The following is a 17,994-nucleotide window of genomic DNA, read 5'->3' on the forward strand; positions in this document are numbered from 1 at the left end:
CTCAGATTCATAATTGCGAATTTTCTGCGCGGCTTCGCTTCTGACTAATGCTGTTTCGGGCTGAACGCGAATTTCACGAGAGTCTGCATGAGACGCAAGGTAGCACCTCGATGGGAGAGTCCATTAAAATAGCCGAATTTTGGATAATGTTCGACGTACATGGGCTGAAGCCCTCTATGGTGGTCCGGCCTAGAGGGAGCATTCCGTTGTGTAGGCTTCCCGTATGCAGGTTAACAGGGCACTAGAGCAGCATATTGCAGTTTTTGGCGAGAGCGGAAGCGGCAAAACTGTCATGATCTCTTCGTTCTATGGGGCAACGCAGGAACCTCAGTATCTCCAGAAAAGTCTGTTCCATGTGGTGGCAGATGAGATTGGCCAAGGTAATAGGCTCCACCGAAACTATCTTGGAATGAGAGATTCAGCTCGGCTTCCTTCGCCCACCCGTTTTTCTGCGACTTCCTACTCTTTCTCCGTCAGGCTGAAGGATGGGGTAGAAGGGAAGGCGATGAAGGCTAGGCCCTTCGATGCCTTGCGCCTCGTTTGGCACGATTACCCGGGGGAGTGGTTCGAGGAGGACGTGAGTGGTCTAGACGAGGCATCACGAAAGATTGACACGTTTAAGTCATTGTTGGGTTCTGATGTCGCTCTTTTGCTCGTAGATGGTCAGCGGTTGCTGGACAACGCCGGCGAAGAGGAGCGGTATCTGAAGTCGTTGCTTGCCAATTTCCGCAATGGATTCCTGTCACTAAAGGATGAACTTTTGGAGGACGGCAAGCCGCTTGTTGAGTTCCCACGGATATGGATCATGGCGCTGTCAAAGTCTGATCTCCTGTCCCACCTAGACGTGTTCAATTTCAGGGACCTCCTCATTGATAAGGCCGGCGAGGACATTACCGAATTGCGCGAAGTGCTCGCTGGGCTGGTAGAAGCGAACGACGCCCTGTCAGTTGGCGAAGATTTCGTGCTGCTTTCGTCAGCGAAGTTCGGAGCGGACAAGATCGAGGTGGCCAAGCGGGTCGGTCTGGAATTGATTTTGCCTATCGCCGCCATGCTGCCATTCGAACGTCACGTACGGTGGGCGCAGGTGAAGCAACTTCCAGGGAAAGTCGTACAAAATCTGCTGGTCGGCGCTGTGGCTCTTGCACCAATACTTATTGGGCGTAAGGCCAAGCTGCCTGGCCCGCTAGCGGCCCTTCTGGCCGCTGTCGGTCCTAATCTCATGGACGAGGCACTCAAGATGGCCGCAGACAAGCTTCGGGAAGTAAACTCCTCGGCCCTGGCCAAAAACGACTATCTGACGGCCACGTTGACCCGGTTCCGGATGGACCTGGACAAGGGTGAAGAGGAGCACGTCCTCATCAGGAGCCGCAGATGACTTTCATCTGGGCCACGCGTGGCCTGGCGTGGGGCTTCCGCTTTCTCCGTGATGGAGGATTCGAGGAGCCCCTCCGGGTCTACGACGACGTCTTCACGGATGTGTGGGATGAATCCGAGGTTTGCCGCCGTGTAAGTGACAAGGTGGCCTTACGATTCCCAGACCCTTTAGGTCGGCGCGACAGGGCTGGAAGAACCATTCCCCACGATTTCGTTGTCGTTGGACCTTTGGCTCATGAAGTCGAGTCGGTGGAGGACGGGATCCGGCTAGTCTGGCCCATTGTCGCCGACGAGTTCGCGCGTGTCTGGCAGTTGTCGAAGCCACCCTCACCCAGTGAATGACTCCGTAGACCACCAGTACCAAATAGTGCTATCCGCAACTGAGTTCAACGAAGGCCAATACTCGGCTCAAGCATATTAAAAGTTCATATGGACGCTGGCTGGCCGATACCGAGCCATGAATGCAACGCTGTACGCCAATCATGGGTGCCCTATTTAGATTCTGTCCTTGTGAGCCATTCGGTTAAAAACGGCATCCGCCAAATGGTCGTTGTGGAAGCGGGTGTACATCGAGGGCCCTTTGCGCATGAGGTTCAGTGCGAGTGTCTTCGCCGGCTTGGCGATGGGACTACCTTCTGCGAAGAGCAGTGCAAGGGATGGCAGACCCGAAAAGTGGATTCGGGACACATTTCCGATAGTCCCATAACTTGCCGTTTCGACGACCGCGTCGATGCCATGGCGTTGCAGCCATCGGTCGATGCTCGTTGCGCCCTTGTCAATGTTGAGAAAGCCTGTGACTTCGCACCCGGAATTTGTGGTGGTTTCTCCGATGACCAGGACTTCTGCATTTTGGGCGCTGATTGTGATGAGGCGCCGCCGGTCTGGCCTCCGCCCGGTCGTCGACATGGCCGTCGCTGTCCAGAATCTGCCCTCCGTCTGGCTCGGCCAGGGGATGGCTAAGCTGATGTACGTCGCGGCCGCAGATATCAGGCCTTCAGCGTCCGGCCGGGCCATCAGCTGATGGAACTTCTGGAGGCCCGCCATCCGTCGCGTCGCGGCAAGGTACCTTGGTGCGTCCGTGGGTTCTGGCGATACGGAATCCAGCCATTCGGCTTGGGCTTCCTCCTCCATGACAACGTCAAGCAGGCTGTCTCCGCCAGGATGGCCGGCCAGGTCGAGATTGCGCACGTTGTGGCCTTGGCGTTCAATGGCGGCAAGTACCTCCCGCTCGCGGGCATTGAGCTCGTCCGGCATGAATGCGCGAAATGCTATGTGGGTAATGTCGTCCCATCGCCGGCGATGGGATGAAAATCGATTGACAACGTTCAGGCTTTGACCGACATAGCGGTACCCGTCGGAGAAGGTCAGCACATAGATGCCAGTGCGGCTTTCTTCTGGCTCGAATCGAAACGCAAGGGACTGCACGCCTGACGTTGGCCAGTTTCGGAAACCGAAAGCATGGATTGCCTCTCTTTGGTGTCCCATGATCCTCCGTCGGGCAGACTCGACTGTTCTGCTCAGGCTATGTCATTTGGGATACGAAGCCACCCGTCGCCAAAAGTCGGCGGGCAGTGTACAGAGCGGGTGAAGCTCAGCCATGGTTAAGTTGTGGAGAGCGCGGGGGCAATGGCCAGGCAGTTGTGCGACCGAAGGTAGTACGTTGGCGGCCACGGCGCGCCAACTTGTATCTGTGTGGGATCGGGGCGAATCAGAAGCGCCGTTTTAGGCCAGATGGCGAACGTGCACGGTTCAATCCAAGCGGGTTGGACGTACCCGAACTTTTCCCATCGGATGGTTGCCCAAACCCCGGTTGGCTGGACTTCTCGAAATTCAAGGACGGTGATGACCGCCGTTGTACTTTGTTCACTTTGCGTTCGGGTCAAGTACTCCCATTGCCTGTCGGAGAAGCGTTGCCATTCTGACTTCTTGCGGATGAGCGAGGCCCATCGCCAAGTAAGGAATGCGGCGGCGACGACGACGATGGCCAGGGCAATCCAGGCCCCGATTTTTGGAGGCCACGCCAAAACAATGATGGCTGCAACACAAACGAGGATGACGGCAGCGATGGTGGTCATCACCACCATGGGGGTGGTGGCGATATGCGGTTTGACCATTGGGTTGGTGTCCATGGGCTTTCCCTCCGCCTTCATTCTAAATTTCCCATCCGACATTGGTAAGCCCGGTTTCAATTGAAACTGTTGGGGTTGTCGGACTGTCCCCATCCCGGTTGCCGTTCTGGAGCAGAGCGAATTCGGCTTCGAGTTGCTGGCGGTCCAGGCCGCGGTCCCATTCGTAATCGGCCGGGGGAGGGCCCAACGGGTCCTCGGCATCGCGCATCAGCCAGCGGTCTCGGTAGACGGCGATGCCCTCCACCAAACGGTTGCGATCCGGAGTGGAAGTGGATTCCGGCAGTGCATCCATGACTTGCTGGACCCAAGGTTCTGTGCCAGTGAGTGCCGTCAACCTCAGCTGTTGGATCCTGGCGTTTGCAAGCTCACGTACTTGGTCGATCATGGCCACCAGGTCGGCGCGCTCGCCGGGGACAGTTTCACAAAGCCATCCGTCAATGCCGGGGGAGTTGTTCCGACCGGTTGGTCGGAGGCGGGCGTGGATGACGGCCATCAGGTCCTTCGCGTCGCCAGGGCGCCGGATGGCTCGTTCCAGCGTGGTGGTTGCGGCTCGGGGCTCGGCTGCCGTGGCGCGTCGCCAGGCGGCGACACCTGCACCCCACGACGGCGAGCCCTCGAGTTCTGCCGCCAAGCCTGGCTGGATGCGTTCGACGGCGGCACGCAGGTTCTCGGCTGCGGCGATTTGGGCGAGGTAGTCGTACTCGGCGGCAAGTTGGTGAAGGGAGTTGGCGCTCTCCGTTTCCTCATCGCCTACTTCGTGTGCTGTCCGCTCGGCGCCTTGGGCGGCGAGGACTTCGCCGATGATTTCCAGCCACGTGGTTGTGTCGATCTCGTGCAGTTCCTCGTCGGGGGCGGGATCGGTTTCGCAGATGTACGCGGTGTTGTTTTCCCTGCCACGGGTCATGCCGACATAGAAGAGCTCCCTGGTGAGGCAGCCTTGCGTGAGGAGGGTGTGGCTGGTGTCGACGGTGATCCCTTGGGAGCGGTGCGCCGTCGTCGCATATCCCAGTTCCACCGACTCGGCCAGGTACTGGCCGGTCAGCTTGATGCCCACCCCGGTGTCCAAGCGCGTGCCGATGACCGACCCGTCGTGGCCCGGCTTGGCGGTCAGCTTGATGAGGGTGCCGTTTCTGATGAAGTCCCCGGAACTGTCGGTGAGCCGCCGGTCGTTCTTGCGGGCGATCACCGTGTCCCCGCAGCCGGCGCTGAGCCCGTCGCTCAGGCGCACCGCCCGACGGCCGTCGACCAGGCCCTGGTCCACCAGCTCCGCATGGGCTCGCTCGTTGAGGACTGTGACGGTGTCGTTGTCCGGTGCAATCAGAATGGACGCCCGGCCGGCATGAACGTCGTCGATCCACCGCCCGTACGCTTGGTCAATCATCTCCATATACTCGCCGTGGCGAAGGCGGCCATGCGCCTCGTACTGCTGCACCGCCGTGAAGTCGCCCGCCCGCAACAGCAGCGACGCCGGCCCCTCCCACTCGTGGCGGAACCGCCGCACACTGGTCAGCTGGATCGCCTTGCCCTGCCGGTCCAACCAGCCCAGGATCCCGCCGGCGTCGATCGCGTCCAACTGGGCAGGATCACCAACCATCACAATCTTCGCCCCGGCATCCCGCGCCTGGTGCACCAGGGCCGCCAGCTGCGCAGTGGAAACCATCGACGCCTCATCCACGATCACCAGCTGGTTCCGCCGAAAACTCCACTGCCCCTGCCGCATCGCCAAATCGGCCATCCGTTGCGACCGTCGCAGCCGCTGCCAGAATGTACCGGAACGGGAAGCTTCAAGGTCGCGGAACCGCTCCGCCCGCCCCGCAGCGCCCTGCCCGACAGACTCATACAGCCACTTGGACACATTCTCCGCCGCCAGTCCCAGCTTCCGGCCCAGCACGTCAGCGCTTGCTGCTGCCGGGGCAAGTCCGATGACGCTTCTCGCACCATAGGCCTGTTCCCAACTGTCACGGATGGCAGCCATGGTGGTCGTCTTGCCTGACCCCGCGGGACCGAGGACGGCGTCGAGGTACCTGCCGCTGGACAGCACCTCGTGCACGGCGGCGAGTTGGTCCGGCGCCAGCTCCGTCCGGTCCGGGGCCTTCCCCGCATGGGCGGGGAACGTGTCGGCGAGGTGGGGCGCGATGGCGGGGCCGCCGTCGTCGTTCCTGGTGTTCATGACCAGCTGCTCGTTGGCGAGGATGCCGGCGTCGGTGTAGAGGCGGGCGCCGGGGAATTCGAAGACGGCGTGGCCGGCGAAGGCGACGTCGCTGCCTGCGTCGACGGGGACCGTGTAGCGGTAGGGGTTGAGCGCGACGCATTGGGACTCGGCCGCGGTGGCGACCGAATCGATCAGGGAGCGGCGGTCGGCGGCGGTGGCACAGCGGATGTCGGCGCAGACCCGCTCCGCCTCGGCCAGAAGGTTCCATCGGTTCCAGGTGGCGCGGCGCCCGGCCACTTCCTCGCGGGCGGCTGCAGCTGCGGCGGCGACCCATGGCTCGGTGAGGTCGGCGGCGGTGACGGGGCGTTCGTGGGAGCGGTTGATGGTCTGGCGAATCACGGTGGCCGCTTCGAAGCCTATCTTTTGGGCGCGGACCCGCCACCCTGCGGCAAGGTCGCTGAGGGGAGTGGGGTCCTTGTCCTTGGCCTGGCGGGTGGACAGTGTGGCCTGCTGGCGGAACTTGGTCACGGTGGTCCTGGACGGTGTACTGCCGTGGGTTTTCTCCCAGGCCTGGATGAGCCGGTCGGTTTCCGCGTTGATGAGGTGGGAGCGGCTGGAGAATTCGTGGATCAGCTTGTCGTCTACGCCGACCAGCTCGTGGCGCGGGTTGCGTTCGCGGATGGCGGGCGGGCGGAAGCCGGGGACTGCGCCGAGGCGTTCCTGGAGGCGGTCGAAGAGGAGCCCGTTGTAGTGTTCGCTGGCGGAGATGGTGGCCTTGTAGAGGGTGCGTGAATCCAGGCTGGACCAGGCGCCGTCCGTGGCCCGCTGGACCCGGTTGGCGATGACCATGTGTGTGTGGAGTTGGGGGTCGCGGGCGCGGGATTCCCAATGGTCGAAGGCTGCGGCGACGGCGCCCTTGGCCCCGACGTGGGCGACGCCGCCGCGGCCGGTCCTGGTGTGGATTGCTTGGGTTTCGAGCCAGGAGAGGACTTCGTTGACGGCTTCGTGGTGGGCTTCGAGGATGATCTTTTGGATGTCCTTGGGGGCGAGCGCCCAGATGACGGACACGGATTTGGGGACGCTGAAGGTCAGGTCGAAGCCGGCGACGGCGGCGCGCTTGGTTTCCTCGCCGTTGCGGTGGGCGACGGTGGTTTGGCCGTGGGGGCGGCCGAGTGGCTGGTGGGTGTCCGGGTGTTCGGCGTTGCTGAAGATGGAGGTGGCGTCGGCGTTGGTCACCTGGTCCAGGGGGTGGCGGTTGATGCCGTCGAGTCCCTGGCCGAGCCAGCGGCCCGGGGGAGTGCCGGCCTTTAGGTAGTAGCCGGTGGCGTCGCCCGGGGTGAGGGGGACGTCGTCGCGCATGGTGGTTTTCAGCAGGTACTTCACGCCTGCGTGGGCGGTGAGGCGGGCGATGGAGACGGTCATCGCGTACGGGCAGGCATGGTGGTGGGCCAGCCGCGGCGGCGGTAGATCTCCGCGGTAGGCCGGTCGAGGGGGATGCCGAGGTGGTCCGTGAGCTGCAGCAGGCGTGCGGCCAGCCGCATGAGGTCCTGCGCGTCGCCCCGTTGGCTGTGGAGGATCCGGGCAGTTTCCAGGCGCAGCTCGGTGGTTTGTGCCTTCGCCTCGGCCAGTTCCCCGCAGAGATCCAGGTTGACGGCGGCAAGGTGCCGCAGCTGGGTGAGCTGCTGGTCGATGGTCCTGTCGCGTTCCAGGACGGCGTGGTGGAACTTGTCCTCCGCCAAGGCGCTCTCCCGCCGGAGCTGGCGCTGGTAGTTGGATTCTGCTTGCAGGAGCTTTTCCTGGGCATTGGCGCGTTCGACGGCGACCAAGGTTTGCCGTGTTGCCCGGCCCGTGGCGCGGCGCTTCTCGGCCCGCCGCCGGTCGCGGCTGACCCTGGAGCACGACGGTGAACAGTACAACTGGGTGGGTCGGCCCGGTTCGAAGGGGGCCAGGCATTCCTGACACTTCTGAGTAGACATGCATACTCATGGGAATCCCGGCCCGAAACTCCATGACTGCCCGCGACAGCTCCCGCCGCGGGCAGGGCCTTGGATGCCAGAGGTGTGAGGATTCTTTCTGGTGGCGGCAGGGGCATGGCTGATGGTGGTGGAACTGTTGTGGTGGGTGGGGTCGGCATGGCGTGGGGAGGTTGGCATTGGTGATCATGGACGATTGCTGCGGAAATGCTGGCGTGGGCAGAAAGTGTCGCATGGGGATTTCATGAGGCGCCGGAAATCCTATTGGGATGATTTGTGCATTGCGAACCGGAGCCTTTCGCTCGCGCCGTAGGTGCCCTTCTAGTCCGTCATGGATTCAAGCATCGCGACCCCGTGAAACTTCTGCTTGGCGGAAATTGGTGTTGTCGCAAGCACCGGCTATCTACGCGGCATCCAGATACTACGCCGCTTCGTGGTAGTCCGGTTACAGGACATATATAGCGTCCGAGAGCCACCGCTCTCATGGTCGACGGATGTCAGCGGGTCGAGGCGCACTCTGATGTCACTAGAATTCCAGGACTCGGCAGCTGCAAACGATTGGCTGACATTCACGGGAATGCTGAGCATGCTGTCCCAGCCGATGAAGTCGCTTGCGGGGATCGACTTTGTGCAGTTCCAGTGAGATTCCGCCGACGGACTTTGACGGGCGGGGGTGGATGCGGGGGCGGGAATGGGTCAGTTCCTTGTTAGTGTCCGAGTGTTGAGTTGTGGATCGGCAGCGGACAAAGCGTCGCGGGCCGCGGATCCTGGTCCGTGTCTGTGAATGATGTCAATGAGGTCGCCGGTGCGATTGATAAAGTCGTCGTGGCCACTTAACTCTTCACCGAGTAGGTGGTGTGTACCCAGGACCTTGCGAGCAAGGTCCCTGCCGGAGCCCGATTCAGCCGCCAGGCCCATCAGCAGCGGCCGTGCAGGGTCTTCCATCGCGGAGGCTTCGGCACCCGGATTGAATCCAGCGAGGGGGGCGATGCAGGAAATGTAGGCTGCAACGGTCAGGGCTAGGTGCTGCGGCATAGTGCCGCCAGCCAGAAGTTCCAACGCCGGAAGGGGGATTCGCTGCCCCAGCTTCACGGACCCGTCCGAGCCGACCTGGCTCGTCTTGTGGCCCAGCGCCGTGTTGCGCCAGCGCGAGAAGAGCTGCGTCTCGTAGTCGGTCACGTTGACGCCGCTGGGTATAGACACACTTGGCAGGTATTCGTTTTGAAGGACTGACCTGGCTGCCGATTCTATGTACCCGACCGCCACGGCGTCGGGAATCGTGGCGGCGCCGGAGAGGGCTCCAAGATAGGCAATGAGCGAGTGCGTTCCGTTCAAGAGTCGGACTTTGAGTTGTTCGTACTTGTCCACCTCCGTGGAGAAAATGGCGCCGCCGGCTTCCCATGAGGGGCGGCCCGCAGCGAAGTTGTCTTCGAGCACCCACATGGTGAAGGGCTCCGCGGGAACCGGGATGGCGTCAATGTAGCCGAGGGAGGCGGCAACGGCTTCTCGGTAGTTGTCTGTGGTGGCTGGGACGATCCGATCCACCATGGATGAGGGAAATGTCGTGTTGGTCTTGATCCATTGCGCCAAGTCCGATGACTCGGCAGTGGGCAGATGGGACACGAATTCATTGACCAGGAGCTGGGTGTGGTGGCCGTTGTTGGCTAGATTGTCGCAGCTGAGCACTGTTATCGGCGATCCGTGAGTGTGCATGCGTCGTTGCAGGCCGCGTACAATTTGGCCCACTGTCGTGCTTGGGATATTGCCGGTGATTAGGTCTCGTTGCACGGCGGTGGCTGCCAGGTTTAGTCCGCCGGTTGTCGGGCTGTACGTGTAGCCGTTTTCTGTCACTGTCAGCGACACGATTTTTGTGGACTCAGCGGCAATAGTTTGTGGGACCCGGGCCAGGTCGTGGGCGGCAACAAATGCGTCAACATGAACCCGGGGAACGGAGAACCGTCGCGTCTCAGGGGAAATCTCCACGACTGTGTAGAGCATGTCCTGGGCCTTCAGCGCATCAACGACGGTACTTGAGCGGTTGGAGACGCCGGTAATGCCCCAGTCGCCACCTCCGCTTTTGATTGCGGCATCGGTGTAGACAGCCTGGTGGGCGCGGTGAAAGTTGCCCAGGCCCAGATGGACGATGCCCGGTGCTGGGGCCGTCCGCGCCGTGGTCTGGCCAGCCGTGGACAGGGACAGGCGGGGCAGTGAAGTGTGCGTCACGGTCACCAGTCCCTCATAGTGCCGTCGAGGTCCCGGGCGATGGGGAGGTACGCCTGTTTGTACGGGAATCGGGAGGCGGCTTTCTCATCGAACATCACGCCCAGGCCAGGTTCATCGCCGGGGTGGAGGTAGCCGTCGTCGTAGGTATAGCTGGAATGGAATACTTCGGCAACGAGGGGGTCATAGCCCATGAATTCCTGGATCGCGAAGTTCGTGGTGGCCAGGCCCAGGTGCAGGGAGGCTGACATGTTCAGCGGGGAGACATCGGAGGGACCGTGCGGGGCGCCCTTGACCTGGTAGACCTCGGCGAGTGCCAGAATTTTCCGGACGTGGGAGATGCCGCCGGCATGCACAATTGCAGTGCGAATGAAGTCTAGGGACCGTTCGGTGATGAGCTGCTGGCAGTCCCAGATAGTGTTGAACACCTCACCGATGGCGAGGGGGATGCTGGTCTGGCGCCGGACTTCTTGCAGGAGGTGTTGGTTTTCGGCGGGAATGACGTCCTCGAGCCAGAAGAGATCCACCGGTTCCAGGGCCTTGCCCAGGCGGATCGCTTCCGTCGGGTTGAGCCGGTGATGGGCGTCGTGCAACAGCTCTGGCTCGGGACCCACATGGTCGCGGACGCCTGCGAGGATGTCAGGTATGTGGCGGAGGTAGGAGGCGGTGTCCCATCCCTCTTCAACGGGTCCCGTGCCGCGTCCGGCGGGTTCATAGCTGGCGGCGCCGTTGGTGACCCCGTAGACCTTCTCCAGACCAGGCACGCCGGCCTGAGCCCGCACGGCCCGGAACCCCTGCTCGCGCCGCTTGTCCACAGAGTCCAGCAATTCAGGAAGGTCCCAGCCGGTGGCATGGGTGTAGGTGAGGATCTTCTCGCGAACGGCGCCCCCCAGCAGTTGGTAGACGGGTACACCCAATGCCTTGCCCTTGATATCCCAAAGTGCCATGTCGATGGCGCCGATGGCGGCCATGGTGATGGGGCCGCGGCGCCAATAGGCCCCCTTGTAGAAGTAGTTCCAGGTGTCTTCTATCCGGTCCGCATCTCGGCCGAGCAAGGCCGGGGCCAAGTGGTCCCTGAGGTAGCTTGCCACCGATAATTCCCTGCCGTTGACGGTGGCGTCGCCCCAGCCAACGACGCCGTCAGAGGTGGTGATCTTCAGGGTGACATAGTTTCGGCTCGGGCTGGTGACAATGACATCGGCGGCGACAATGGTGTGGGGCATGGGAGGGGTCTCAACAATCTAGGTGGCGGATGGCATGGCGGTGCCGTATGGGTGTGATGGATGGCGCTTGCCGGTAGGCGGCAGCCGCGCGGCGCGGGTGGGGGTTTAGAGGACCTTGCTGAGGAATTCCCTGGCCCGCTCGGTTTTGCAGTCGCTGAAGAATTCCTGCGGAGTGCTTTCCTCGACGATTTCCCCGGCGGCCATGAAGATGATGCGGTCAGCCGCCGTCTGGGCGAAGCCCATCTCGTGGGTGACAACGACCATGGTCATACCCGCCTTGGTCAGCTCCACGATCACATCAAGGACTTCCTTGATCATTTCGGGGTCCAGCGAGGATGTAGGCTCGTCAAACAGCATGACCTTGGGATCCATGGCTAAGGCGCGGGCGATGGCAACCCGTTGTTGCTGGCCGCCGGAGAGCTGGGCGGGTCGCTTGTCCTTCTGGGCTCCAACACCGACCCTTTCCAGGAGCTCCAGGGCTCGGGCTCGGGCAAGTTCTCGCTTCTGCCGGCGAACCTGCACCGGGGCAAACATGACGTTTTCCAGCACTGTCATGTGGGCAAAGAGATTGAACTGTTGGAAGACCATCCCCACTTCGCTGCGCAGTTCGGAGAGCGGGCCGCTCTCTTCAGGCAGTACCTGCCCCTCAATGGAAATTGTTCCAGAGTTGATGGGTTCGAGCCTGTTGATGGTTCGGCACAAAGTAGACTTTCCCGACCCGGACGGCCCGAGAACGACGACCACTTCGCCGCGCTTCACATCCAGGTCGATGTCTTTCAGGACATGGAAGGCGCCATAGTATTTGTTGACGTCCCGGATGGAGATCATTGCTTCGTTCAACTGCATTTCTTGTACCTCGTTTGGGCTTTTGCGGTAGAGGACTTGGGGAAGTGGGAATTCTCAACCCGGATGGATGAGTGCCGGTATAGGTTCAGCCAGCCGGGGAGCGTGCCTAGGCCAGGCGTTTGCTGAGGATGGTGGACACGCGCGAAAGGATGAGGCAAATGACGACGTACAGGACAGCGACCCCAGCAAAGATTGGAACCGCGTACTGGCCTCCCAAATACTCGATTGCCTGTTCGCCGGTGAGAAGCAGCTCTACGTAGCCAATGACGAATCCCAAGGATGAAGCCTTGGTCACGCGAACCATTTCACTGACAAGGTTGGGAAGGATCTGCCGGATGACCTGCGGGAGGAGGATGTAACGGAGGGTTTTGATGTAGCGGACACCAAGCGCGGTCGCGGCCTCGGACTGGCCCTTGGGCAGAGCCAGAAAGCCCGCCCGAAAGGCCTCTGCCATGGAAGCGCTCTCGTATAACACCAAGCCGGCGACCAGGGCCCAGAAAGTGCTGATGCTCGCTCCGGTCACCGCCGGGAATCCGAGATAGATGAAGAAGATCAGGAGCAATTCCGGCAGTCCGCGAAGTGCTTCGATCCAGATTCGGGACGTGACATTGAGCCACCGCCGTTTGGACATACGCCCGAGAGCAATGAAGAGCCCGAGCACAAGTGAGAGCACAACCGAAACTCCTGCCACCTTCAAGGTGGCCAGCAACCCCGTCAGCAATGCCGAAAGGACATCCGGGTGGGTGAGGACAATCCAGTTGTTCCCATCAAGGACGTGCTGGCTTGCAAGCTTGGCGACCGCCCAGATGGCAATGGCTAATGCAGCGACGGCGACAGCCGCGGTCCACAGCCGGGCACGACGTCGTGCAATGGGGCCGGGGCGGTCGAACAGTTCGGTAGACATCATGATGAAAACGTCACCTTTCGTTCGATTGCGGCGGCCGCCAGGGCTGCCGGAATGGTGATCACCGAGTACATGATGGCGGTCATGACCATTAAGGCGATGACGGCGGAGTCGTTGACATTGATGAGCTGAAGCATTGTTCCAAAGAGTTCGGTCACCCCGAATACGCCAGCAATGGCCGTCACCTTGACCAGCGCAATCGTGGTGTTGATCAGCGGTGGCACGGAATTGCTGAGGCCTTGTGGCAGGACTATCAGGAGCAGAGTTTGGCGGTTCTTCAGGCCCAGGGCCCGGGAAGCTTCAAGCTGGCCTTTACCGATAGCGTTTATCCCCGAGCGGATGGCCTCGCAATAATAGGCCGAAAAGTAGACAGTGATTCCTGCGATCGCCAGTGCAAAGAAGGAAGCCTTCACTCCCAAGAGGGGGAGTATGAAGATCATGAAAAACAGGTGGGCTGCGGCGGGGATGTTGCGCATGAGCCCGATGTAAGCCATGCTGATGCGTCGCAGCAGTGGGTTGGTTGAAATGGCGAATGAGGCCAAGACCAGACCTCCCAGAAATGAGAAGACTCCGGACAGGGCAACCAGCCCAAGTGTTGTGACGAACCCGGACCAGAAGGTTCCGAGATTCTCAATGGCGGCATTCATTTCAACGTTCCTCCTTTCAATTGTTGGACGACGGTTTTGACCAGTTGGCGGATACCGCGGCCGGTACGGCCGGCAGTGTCGTGGTTGTCAGTTACTTGCAATTGCCCATCAGTTTTGGCTCTGTTGGCGCGGCCAGGCCGGATTTGCCCATGTGTGCGTTCCAGAGTTTGGTGATGGTGCCGTCCTTGAAGGCGCTTTCGAGGCGGGTGTTGAAGAACTCGCACAGGTCTTGGCGGTTCTTGGACATCCCGATGCCCCACTGCTCACCGTCGCCGTAAGTCATGGGTGCAAATTCAAAAACATTGGGCTTCTCGGACACGAATCCGGCCAAAAGGGGGGCGGTGGAATCCACGGCGTCAACGGTTCCCTGCTCCAGGGCCCGGACGCAGTTGGTCAGGACGTTGAATTCGACAATGGAAGCCTGCGGAATCTCCTTGGCAACCCGTGGCTGCCCCTGGCTGCCCTGAAGTACGCAGACCTTGGTGCCCTTGGGAATCTGGGCCAGGGTTTGCATTTTTGCTGCGTCACCTTTGCGGACAATTAGCTGGGGCTTGGTCTGCAGGTAGGGGCCGGAGATCGCGATGGTCTTCACTCGCTCTGGAGTGATGGCCAGCGCGGTGGCGAAGATGTCGATCTTGCCCTGCTGGATAAAAGGAATGCGATTTGCTGCCGTGGTGTTGACCCAGTCGATGCTGTCCTTGCTGATTCCCATGGGTGCAACAAGGTACTCGGCCAAGTCGATGTTGAATCCAGTCCACTTTCCTTGCAAGTTCAACTCGGCCAGGCCCGGCTGATTGGGCGAGGCTCCAATTTTGATCTTTCCTGCCGAGGCAATCGACGCCATAGTCGATCCTGCCGGAAACTTTGCAGCGGTGGGCTTGTCGGCGCCGGCGGTTCCGCCACAGGCGGTGGTGACCAATGCAAGGGCGAGTGCGCCTACAAGGAGTGCTGGTCGAATTGCTTTGAACATCGGAACTACTCTCAATCTAATGGGTGAACGACACTGAAATTGGGTGCGAGACAGGAACCCACCGAGTGGGGCTGTTGTTTGGAAGACGAAGGTCGTCAGGGCTGAAGAGGCCGTTCGCCGTTTCCAGGACGCAAGGTGCGAAATCGGCGAGAAGCTTTAAGGTGCGCCAGCGGCGATGGGCGGGGGACTCACGTCGTCTGAGTCGGGGGCGACGGCACTGGTTGACCGTCGGACAATCAGTTGCGATTCCAGAAGGAATTGTGGTTGGGATTGAGGCTTTCGGTCGATGAGGTCCAGAATAAGTTCCAAGCCCAGCGCCCCGCTTTGAGGGATGGCCATGCGGACGGAAGTAAGTCCGGGGTCGGACACTGCGGCAATGTCCAAGTCATCGATGCCCAGGATGCTGAAATCGCCAGGGCAGCTGTACCCCATTGACCTGATCCCTGACTCGACTCCCAAGGCAACAAGGTCGTTGTATGCCACAACGGCGGTTGCGCCGCTGGCCGTGACCGCAGCTGCCGCAGCCAATCCACCCTGGATGCTGGCCGCATGGTTGCCCACCGTGGAAAGGGACATATTCCATTCCTCGGCCAGTTCAGAGAGTGCCTTGAGGCGGGTGCGATTGGCCCAAGCCGCGGCGGGTCCCGGCACGTAGACGAAGCGCCGGTGCCCCAACGCGTGGAGGTGTTCGACGGCCTGGCGCAAGCCCTGCCTGACGTCCATAAGTATTGAAACGGCTCCCGGCACCTGACCGTTGATTACAACAGCCGGACTTTGTCCCACTGCTTGCTTGATTGCGATACCCTCAGACCGAGGCGAACAGATAATCAAGCCGTCAACCGTGCGGCCAACGGTCTCGATCAATTCAACCTCGCGAGCAGGATCTTCATTTGTATCGGCAAGCAGCATCCGATGTCTGCCCGGCCAAGCGTTGTGTTGAATGGACTTGATCAGCGCTGCGTAGACAGAGTTGGCAATGTCGGGAACAATCACGCCGATCGTCTTGGATCGCGACGATAGGGGTGCATCGTAGCCAACCATGACTGCAGCATCAAGCACCCGTTGGCGAGTCTTGGGTGCGAGAAGGTCTGCATCTTTGAACGCCCGGGATGCGGTGGCCAAGGACACGCCCGCGGCAGCCGCGACCTCTTTCAATGTTGTTGCCATGACCGCCTCCGTCCCGTGAGTTGAATTGCCGATATGACGATTCTCACAGGCCTTTCATCGGCTTGCAATAGTTTTCAGTGGTTTTCATTGGCCGATCGAGCACGCCGGAAACTTGCGACCGCGTCCGTTGGTTGTACACGACACCAAAGTCAGACTTCTCGATAGGCCCGTCTCGGCAGAACGACCAAATTCGGCGACGAGTGTTCGGCATTTACCGCTTGATTTTGGTACTGGATACTCGTTTGCGTTGTGTACGTTATGGCAGTTTCGATCGCTTTTGATGTCGTCTCGGTGTGGGGCATGGAGTGATGTTTGGTCTAGGGGGGATGGAGCGGGGAATGCGGAGGGACGTGCGGTGGTGGTGAAAATTGTGTGTTGCATGTCTAGTTGTTCAGATATTCCAGTCAACGTGTACAGGCTTGCCCGATCGGTTCGGGTCGAGTTGGCTGAAAAGCCGATTCTAAACGGTGATCGGACGTGCGTTTCGGAGCATGATCGTCGATCCATCCACTTTGGGTTCCTTATCAGCTCGGTCATTGGGCTAGACCGAAACTCGATGTTGGAGGACTTGCCGTCATACTGAAATGTGCCTCGCTCGGCGACTTCATTCAAGTAGACGCATACGTCCATCGGAGGTCATATTTGGTACCTCGAGCCGGAGCCGAATCGGCGTCCGAGAGTATCTCGAGCTTGTCCTGTGCGGACGACTATGGCATGCCCATCCCGCCGATTTCTGGTCTGCGGGTGTGGGGTGGTTGGTAGGCGTTGTGGCGGCTGGTGGCCCAGTCGGCGAGGATGCCGTCGCGGACGAGGTGGTTGGCGAGTTGGGCCAGGCAGTAGTCGGGGTCGGCGTCGAGGGCTTTTTGGAAGCATTGGTGGGCTTTGCTGCCGTGGCCTTGCCACCATTTAATGACGCCGAGGCTGGTGAGCACGGGGGGTGTCGGGGCCGTCGGCGCGCATGTAGAGGTGGAAGAGGACCTCGGTGGCGCGGTCCACGCGCTGCCAGTGCGGGCTTTGCCTGGTTTGGCCCAGGAGGAGGTCGCGCATGCTGTCCTCGATGCCGGGGACGTCGGCGATGAGCCGGTCGCGGACGGTGATGAATTTGAGGTAGGCGATCAGCTCTGGGGCCTCTTCGTCGCTGACGGATTCCGCGCCGCAGTCGAGCAGCTTGTTCCAAGGGGATTTCCAGGGAGAAAGTCCTTGGCTTGGACTAGCCGAGGAACGTGGCCAAACCTGTCACGAGGGAACGGTTTCTTGCGAAGCCTTGGGGCGCTCGGAGGCCCGCGATCTACTTCACCGCGATCTACTTCACCGCGATCCTGAGCCGAGCCGGCCGCATGCCACCCATTCGAAGTCCTTTGATGTTGAGTGGTGCGTGTGAAGTAGGGCGCCTGTGGCCCATCGGCGAGGATGCCTTTTACTAATGATGTGATCGGCGGGATCGAAACTGCTGGGAACTTTGCCGCCTTGCAGAGACTGCCGGTGGTGGACGTTGAAGCTGGTGGGTAGAGAGGCACCGTAGTCATGTTCGGTGCAAATATCCATAAAAGCGGCCTGCCAGGTAACACGCATGGCAGGCCGCTTTTGTGGATGTTTGGGGTATTGGCCTCATTTAGGAGGCTTTCGTGGATCCCAGAGCTGTCGAGAGGTTGGCGGCTGTGGCGAGCAGTTCCTTGATGTGTGGGCTGCCGGGTGTGGAGTCAAGGACGCCGGTCGGTGCGACCAAGGCGAGGGTGCCGGCCATCTGTTCGGAGCTGTCGAAGATCGGGGCGGCCAGGGCTTCGACGCCATCGATGACGGCTGTACTTGCCGTGTAGCCGTTGGCCAGGGCGGAATTGAGCTGCGCCTGGATTGTGTCCCGGTCAACGTTGAGCCGGGAGAGGGACTTTTCTCGTGCTGCTGGTTTTCCCCAGGCGAGGAATGCCATTCCCTGGGCCGATGTGGGGCCCAGGGGCGCCCCGATCCGGACTGTCATGTTGACGGACTTTCCAGGCGGTTCCTTGCAGGCCACCGCGACGGCGCTGGAACCGGACCAGATGCCAAGGACAGCGGTTTGGCCAAGTGCGGCTGCAAGCCGTTCAAGTTCGGGGCTGGCGATGTCCAGCAGCGCGGGTCCGCCCACCATCGAGGCGGCAAGTCCGACAATGAGCGGACCCAGCTGGTAGTCGCTGTCGTTGATCCGCTGGAGAAAACCCTCGGATGCGAGTGACTGCAGGTAGCGGTGGGCGGACGTTCGCCCGATGGCGAGTTCTTCGGCAACATCATTGATGCGGACCTCGGTGCGTTCGGAGTCAAACATGCGCAGGATCTGGGCGCTGCGGGCGACGACTTGGAGGCCGCCGGATACGGGCGGGTCCTGATGCGCTGTTGACATGGGTCTCACTCTATC

14 protein-coding genes and 1 pseudogene are annotated in these 17,994 nt (G+C 60.9%); 2 read left to right on the forward strand and 13 right to left on the reverse strand.

The genetic code is table 11. From position 1 onward, the window contains the following. The first annotated feature begins 223 nt into the window (after window positions 1-223). Window positions 224-1,375: a TRAFAC clade GTPase domain-containing protein gene (locus G6N77_RS10855; RefSeq protein ID WP_165182187.1), complete on the forward strand. Its 1,152-nt coding sequence runs from the start codon at window positions 224-226 to the stop codon at window positions 1,373-1,375. Window positions 1,376-1,869: 494 nt separating this feature from the next. On the opposite strand, the gene G6N77_RS10860 is transcribed toward G6N77_RS10855, so the two are convergent. The 4 genes from G6N77_RS10860 to G6N77_RS10875 all read right to left on the reverse strand — a co-directional run bounded on the left by G6N77_RS10860 (window position 1,870) and on the right by G6N77_RS10875 (window position 7,631). Then, entirely contained in the window at window positions 1,870-2,799 is a 930-nt protein-coding gene (locus tag G6N77_RS10860; protein WP_165182188.1) for a GIY-YIG nuclease family protein, read from the reverse strand. 176 nt (window positions 2,800-2,975) lie between these two features. Then, complete coding sequence (locus tag G6N77_RS10865; protein ID WP_165182189.1) at window positions 2,976-3,503, reverse strand: hypothetical protein; 528 nt, start codon at window positions 3,501-3,503, stop codon at window positions 2,976-2,978. A 22-nt stretch (window positions 3,504-3,525) separates the two neighbouring features. Beyond that, window positions 3,526-7,077 carry a MobF family relaxase gene (gene mobF, locus G6N77_RS10870; protein ID WP_165182190.1) on the reverse strand — a complete coding sequence of 1,184 codons (3,552 nt, stop codon included), beginning with the start codon at window positions 7,075-7,077 and terminating at the stop codon, window positions 3,526-3,528. Further along, window positions 7,074-7,631: a hypothetical protein gene (locus G6N77_RS10875; RefSeq protein ID WP_165182191.1), complete on the reverse strand. Its 558-nt coding sequence runs from the start codon at window positions 7,629-7,631 to the stop codon at window positions 7,074-7,076. The genes mobF and G6N77_RS10875 overlap by 4 nt, the downstream gene beginning before the upstream one ends. A gap of 517 nt (window positions 7,632-8,148) precedes the next feature. Here G6N77_RS10875 and G6N77_RS20125 point away from each other — a divergent pair. Further along, entirely contained in the window at window positions 8,149-8,271 is a 123-nt protein-coding gene (locus G6N77_RS20125; RefSeq protein ID WP_276609795.1) for a hypothetical protein, read from the forward strand. 53 nt (window positions 8,272-8,324) lie between these two features. Here the strand turns inward: G6N77_RS20125 and G6N77_RS10880 are convergent, their stop codons facing one another. The 9 genes and pseudogenes from G6N77_RS10880 to G6N77_RS10920 all read right to left on the reverse strand — a co-directional run bounded on the left by G6N77_RS10880 (window position 8,325) and on the right by G6N77_RS10920 (window position 17,979). Then, the gene (locus G6N77_RS10880; protein WP_165182192.1) at window positions 8,325-9,851 is read right to left on the reverse strand and encodes a mannitol dehydrogenase family protein; all 1,527 of its coding nucleotides are present in this window, start codon (window positions 9,849-9,851) and stop codon (window positions 8,325-8,327) included. A gap of 2 nt (window positions 9,852-9,853) precedes the next feature. Next, on the reverse strand, window positions 9,854-11,071 hold the full coding sequence (manD, locus tag G6N77_RS10885) for a D-mannonate dehydratase ManD (protein ID WP_165182193.1): 1,218 nt from the start codon (window positions 11,069-11,071) through the stop codon (window positions 9,854-9,856). A 105-nt stretch (window positions 11,072-11,176) separates the two neighbouring features. After that, window positions 11,177-11,917: an amino acid ABC transporter ATP-binding protein gene (locus G6N77_RS10890; protein WP_276609796.1), complete on the reverse strand. Its 741-nt coding sequence runs from the start codon at window positions 11,915-11,917 to the stop codon at window positions 11,177-11,179. A gap of 106 nt (window positions 11,918-12,023) precedes the next feature. After that, window positions 12,024-12,824, reverse strand: a complete 801-nt coding sequence (locus G6N77_RS10895; protein ID WP_165182194.1) for an amino acid ABC transporter permease — start codon at window positions 12,822-12,824, stop codon at window positions 12,024-12,026. Further along, the gene (locus G6N77_RS10900; protein WP_165182195.1) at window positions 12,821-13,468 is read right to left on the reverse strand and encodes an amino acid ABC transporter permease; all 648 of its coding nucleotides are present in this window, start codon (window positions 13,466-13,468) and stop codon (window positions 12,821-12,823) included. Before G6N77_RS10900 ends, G6N77_RS10895 begins: the two co-directional genes overlap by 4 nt. Window positions 13,469-13,559: 91 nt before the next feature. Beyond that, entirely contained in the window at window positions 13,560-14,312 is a 753-nt protein-coding gene (locus G6N77_RS10905) for a transporter substrate-binding domain-containing protein (RefSeq protein ID WP_165182196.1), read from the reverse strand. A gap of 282 nt (window positions 14,313-14,594) precedes the next feature. Beyond that, window positions 14,595-15,605, reverse strand: coding sequence for a LacI family DNA-binding transcriptional regulator (locus G6N77_RS10910; protein ID WP_165182197.1), 1,011 nt, complete (start codon window positions 15,603-15,605; stop codon window positions 14,595-14,597). Between the two features lie 707 nt (window positions 15,606-16,312). Next, a pseudogene (locus G6N77_RS10915) lies at window positions 16,313-16,549 on the reverse strand (DUF4192 family protein); the annotation flags it as partial. Window positions 16,550-17,217: 668 nt separating this feature from the next. Further along, window positions 17,218-17,979 carry an IclR family transcriptional regulator gene (locus G6N77_RS10920; protein WP_165182199.1) on the reverse strand — a complete coding sequence of 254 codons (762 nt, stop codon included), beginning with the start codon at window positions 17,977-17,979 and terminating at the stop codon, window positions 17,218-17,220. Window positions 17,980-17,994: the final 15 nt, after the last annotated feature.

It is taken from the genome of Arthrobacter silviterrae (assembly GCF_011045165.1).
Lineage (GTDB): Bacteria > Actinomycetota > Actinomycetes > Actinomycetales > Micrococcaceae > Specibacter > Specibacter silviterrae.

Excerpts from the sequence above, each read along its gene's own strand:
- G6N77_RS10875 (WP_165182191.1), bottom strand. The coding sequence starts at position 7,631 with ATGTCTACTCAGAAGTGTCAGGAATGCCTGGCCCCCTTCGAACCGGGC.
- G6N77_RS10865 (WP_165182189.1), bottom strand. The coding sequence starts at position 3,503 with ATGGACACCAACCCAATGGTCAAACCGCATATCGCCACCACCCCCATG.
- manD (WP_165182193.1), bottom strand. The coding sequence starts at position 11,071 with ATGCCCCACACCATTGTCGCCGCCGATGTCATTGTCACCAGCCCGAGC.
- mobF (WP_165182190.1), bottom strand. The coding sequence starts at position 7,077 with ATGACCGTCTCCATCGCCCGCCTCACCGCCCACGCAGGCGTGAAGTAC.
- G6N77_RS10920 (WP_165182199.1), bottom strand. The coding sequence starts at position 17,979 with ATGTCAACAGCGCATCAGGACCCGCCCGTATCCGGCGGCCTCCAAGTC.
- G6N77_RS10895 (WP_165182194.1), bottom strand. The coding sequence starts at position 12,824 with ATGATGTCTACCGAACTGTTCGACCGCCCCGGCCCCATTGCACGACGT.
- G6N77_RS10900 (WP_165182195.1), bottom strand. The coding sequence starts at position 13,468 with ATGAATGCCGCCATTGAGAATCTCGGAACCTTCTGGTCCGGGTTCGTC.
- G6N77_RS10905 (WP_165182196.1), bottom strand. The coding sequence starts at position 14,312 with ATGGCGTCGATTGCCTCGGCAGGAAAGATCAAAATTGGAGCCTCGCCC.
- G6N77_RS10910 (WP_165182197.1), bottom strand. The coding sequence starts at position 15,605 with ATGGCAACAACATTGAAAGAGGTCGCGGCTGCCGCGGGCGTGTCCTTG.
- G6N77_RS10855 (WP_165182187.1), top strand. The coding sequence starts at position 224 with ATGCAGGTTAACAGGGCACTAGAGCAGCATATTGCAGTTTTTGGCGAG.
- G6N77_RS20125 (WP_276609795.1), top strand. The coding sequence starts at position 8,149 with ATGTCACTAGAATTCCAGGACTCGGCAGCTGCAAACGATTGGCTGACA.
- G6N77_RS10890 (WP_276609796.1), bottom strand. The coding sequence starts at position 11,917 with ATGCAGTTGAACGAAGCAATGATCTCCATCCGGGACGTCAACAAATAC.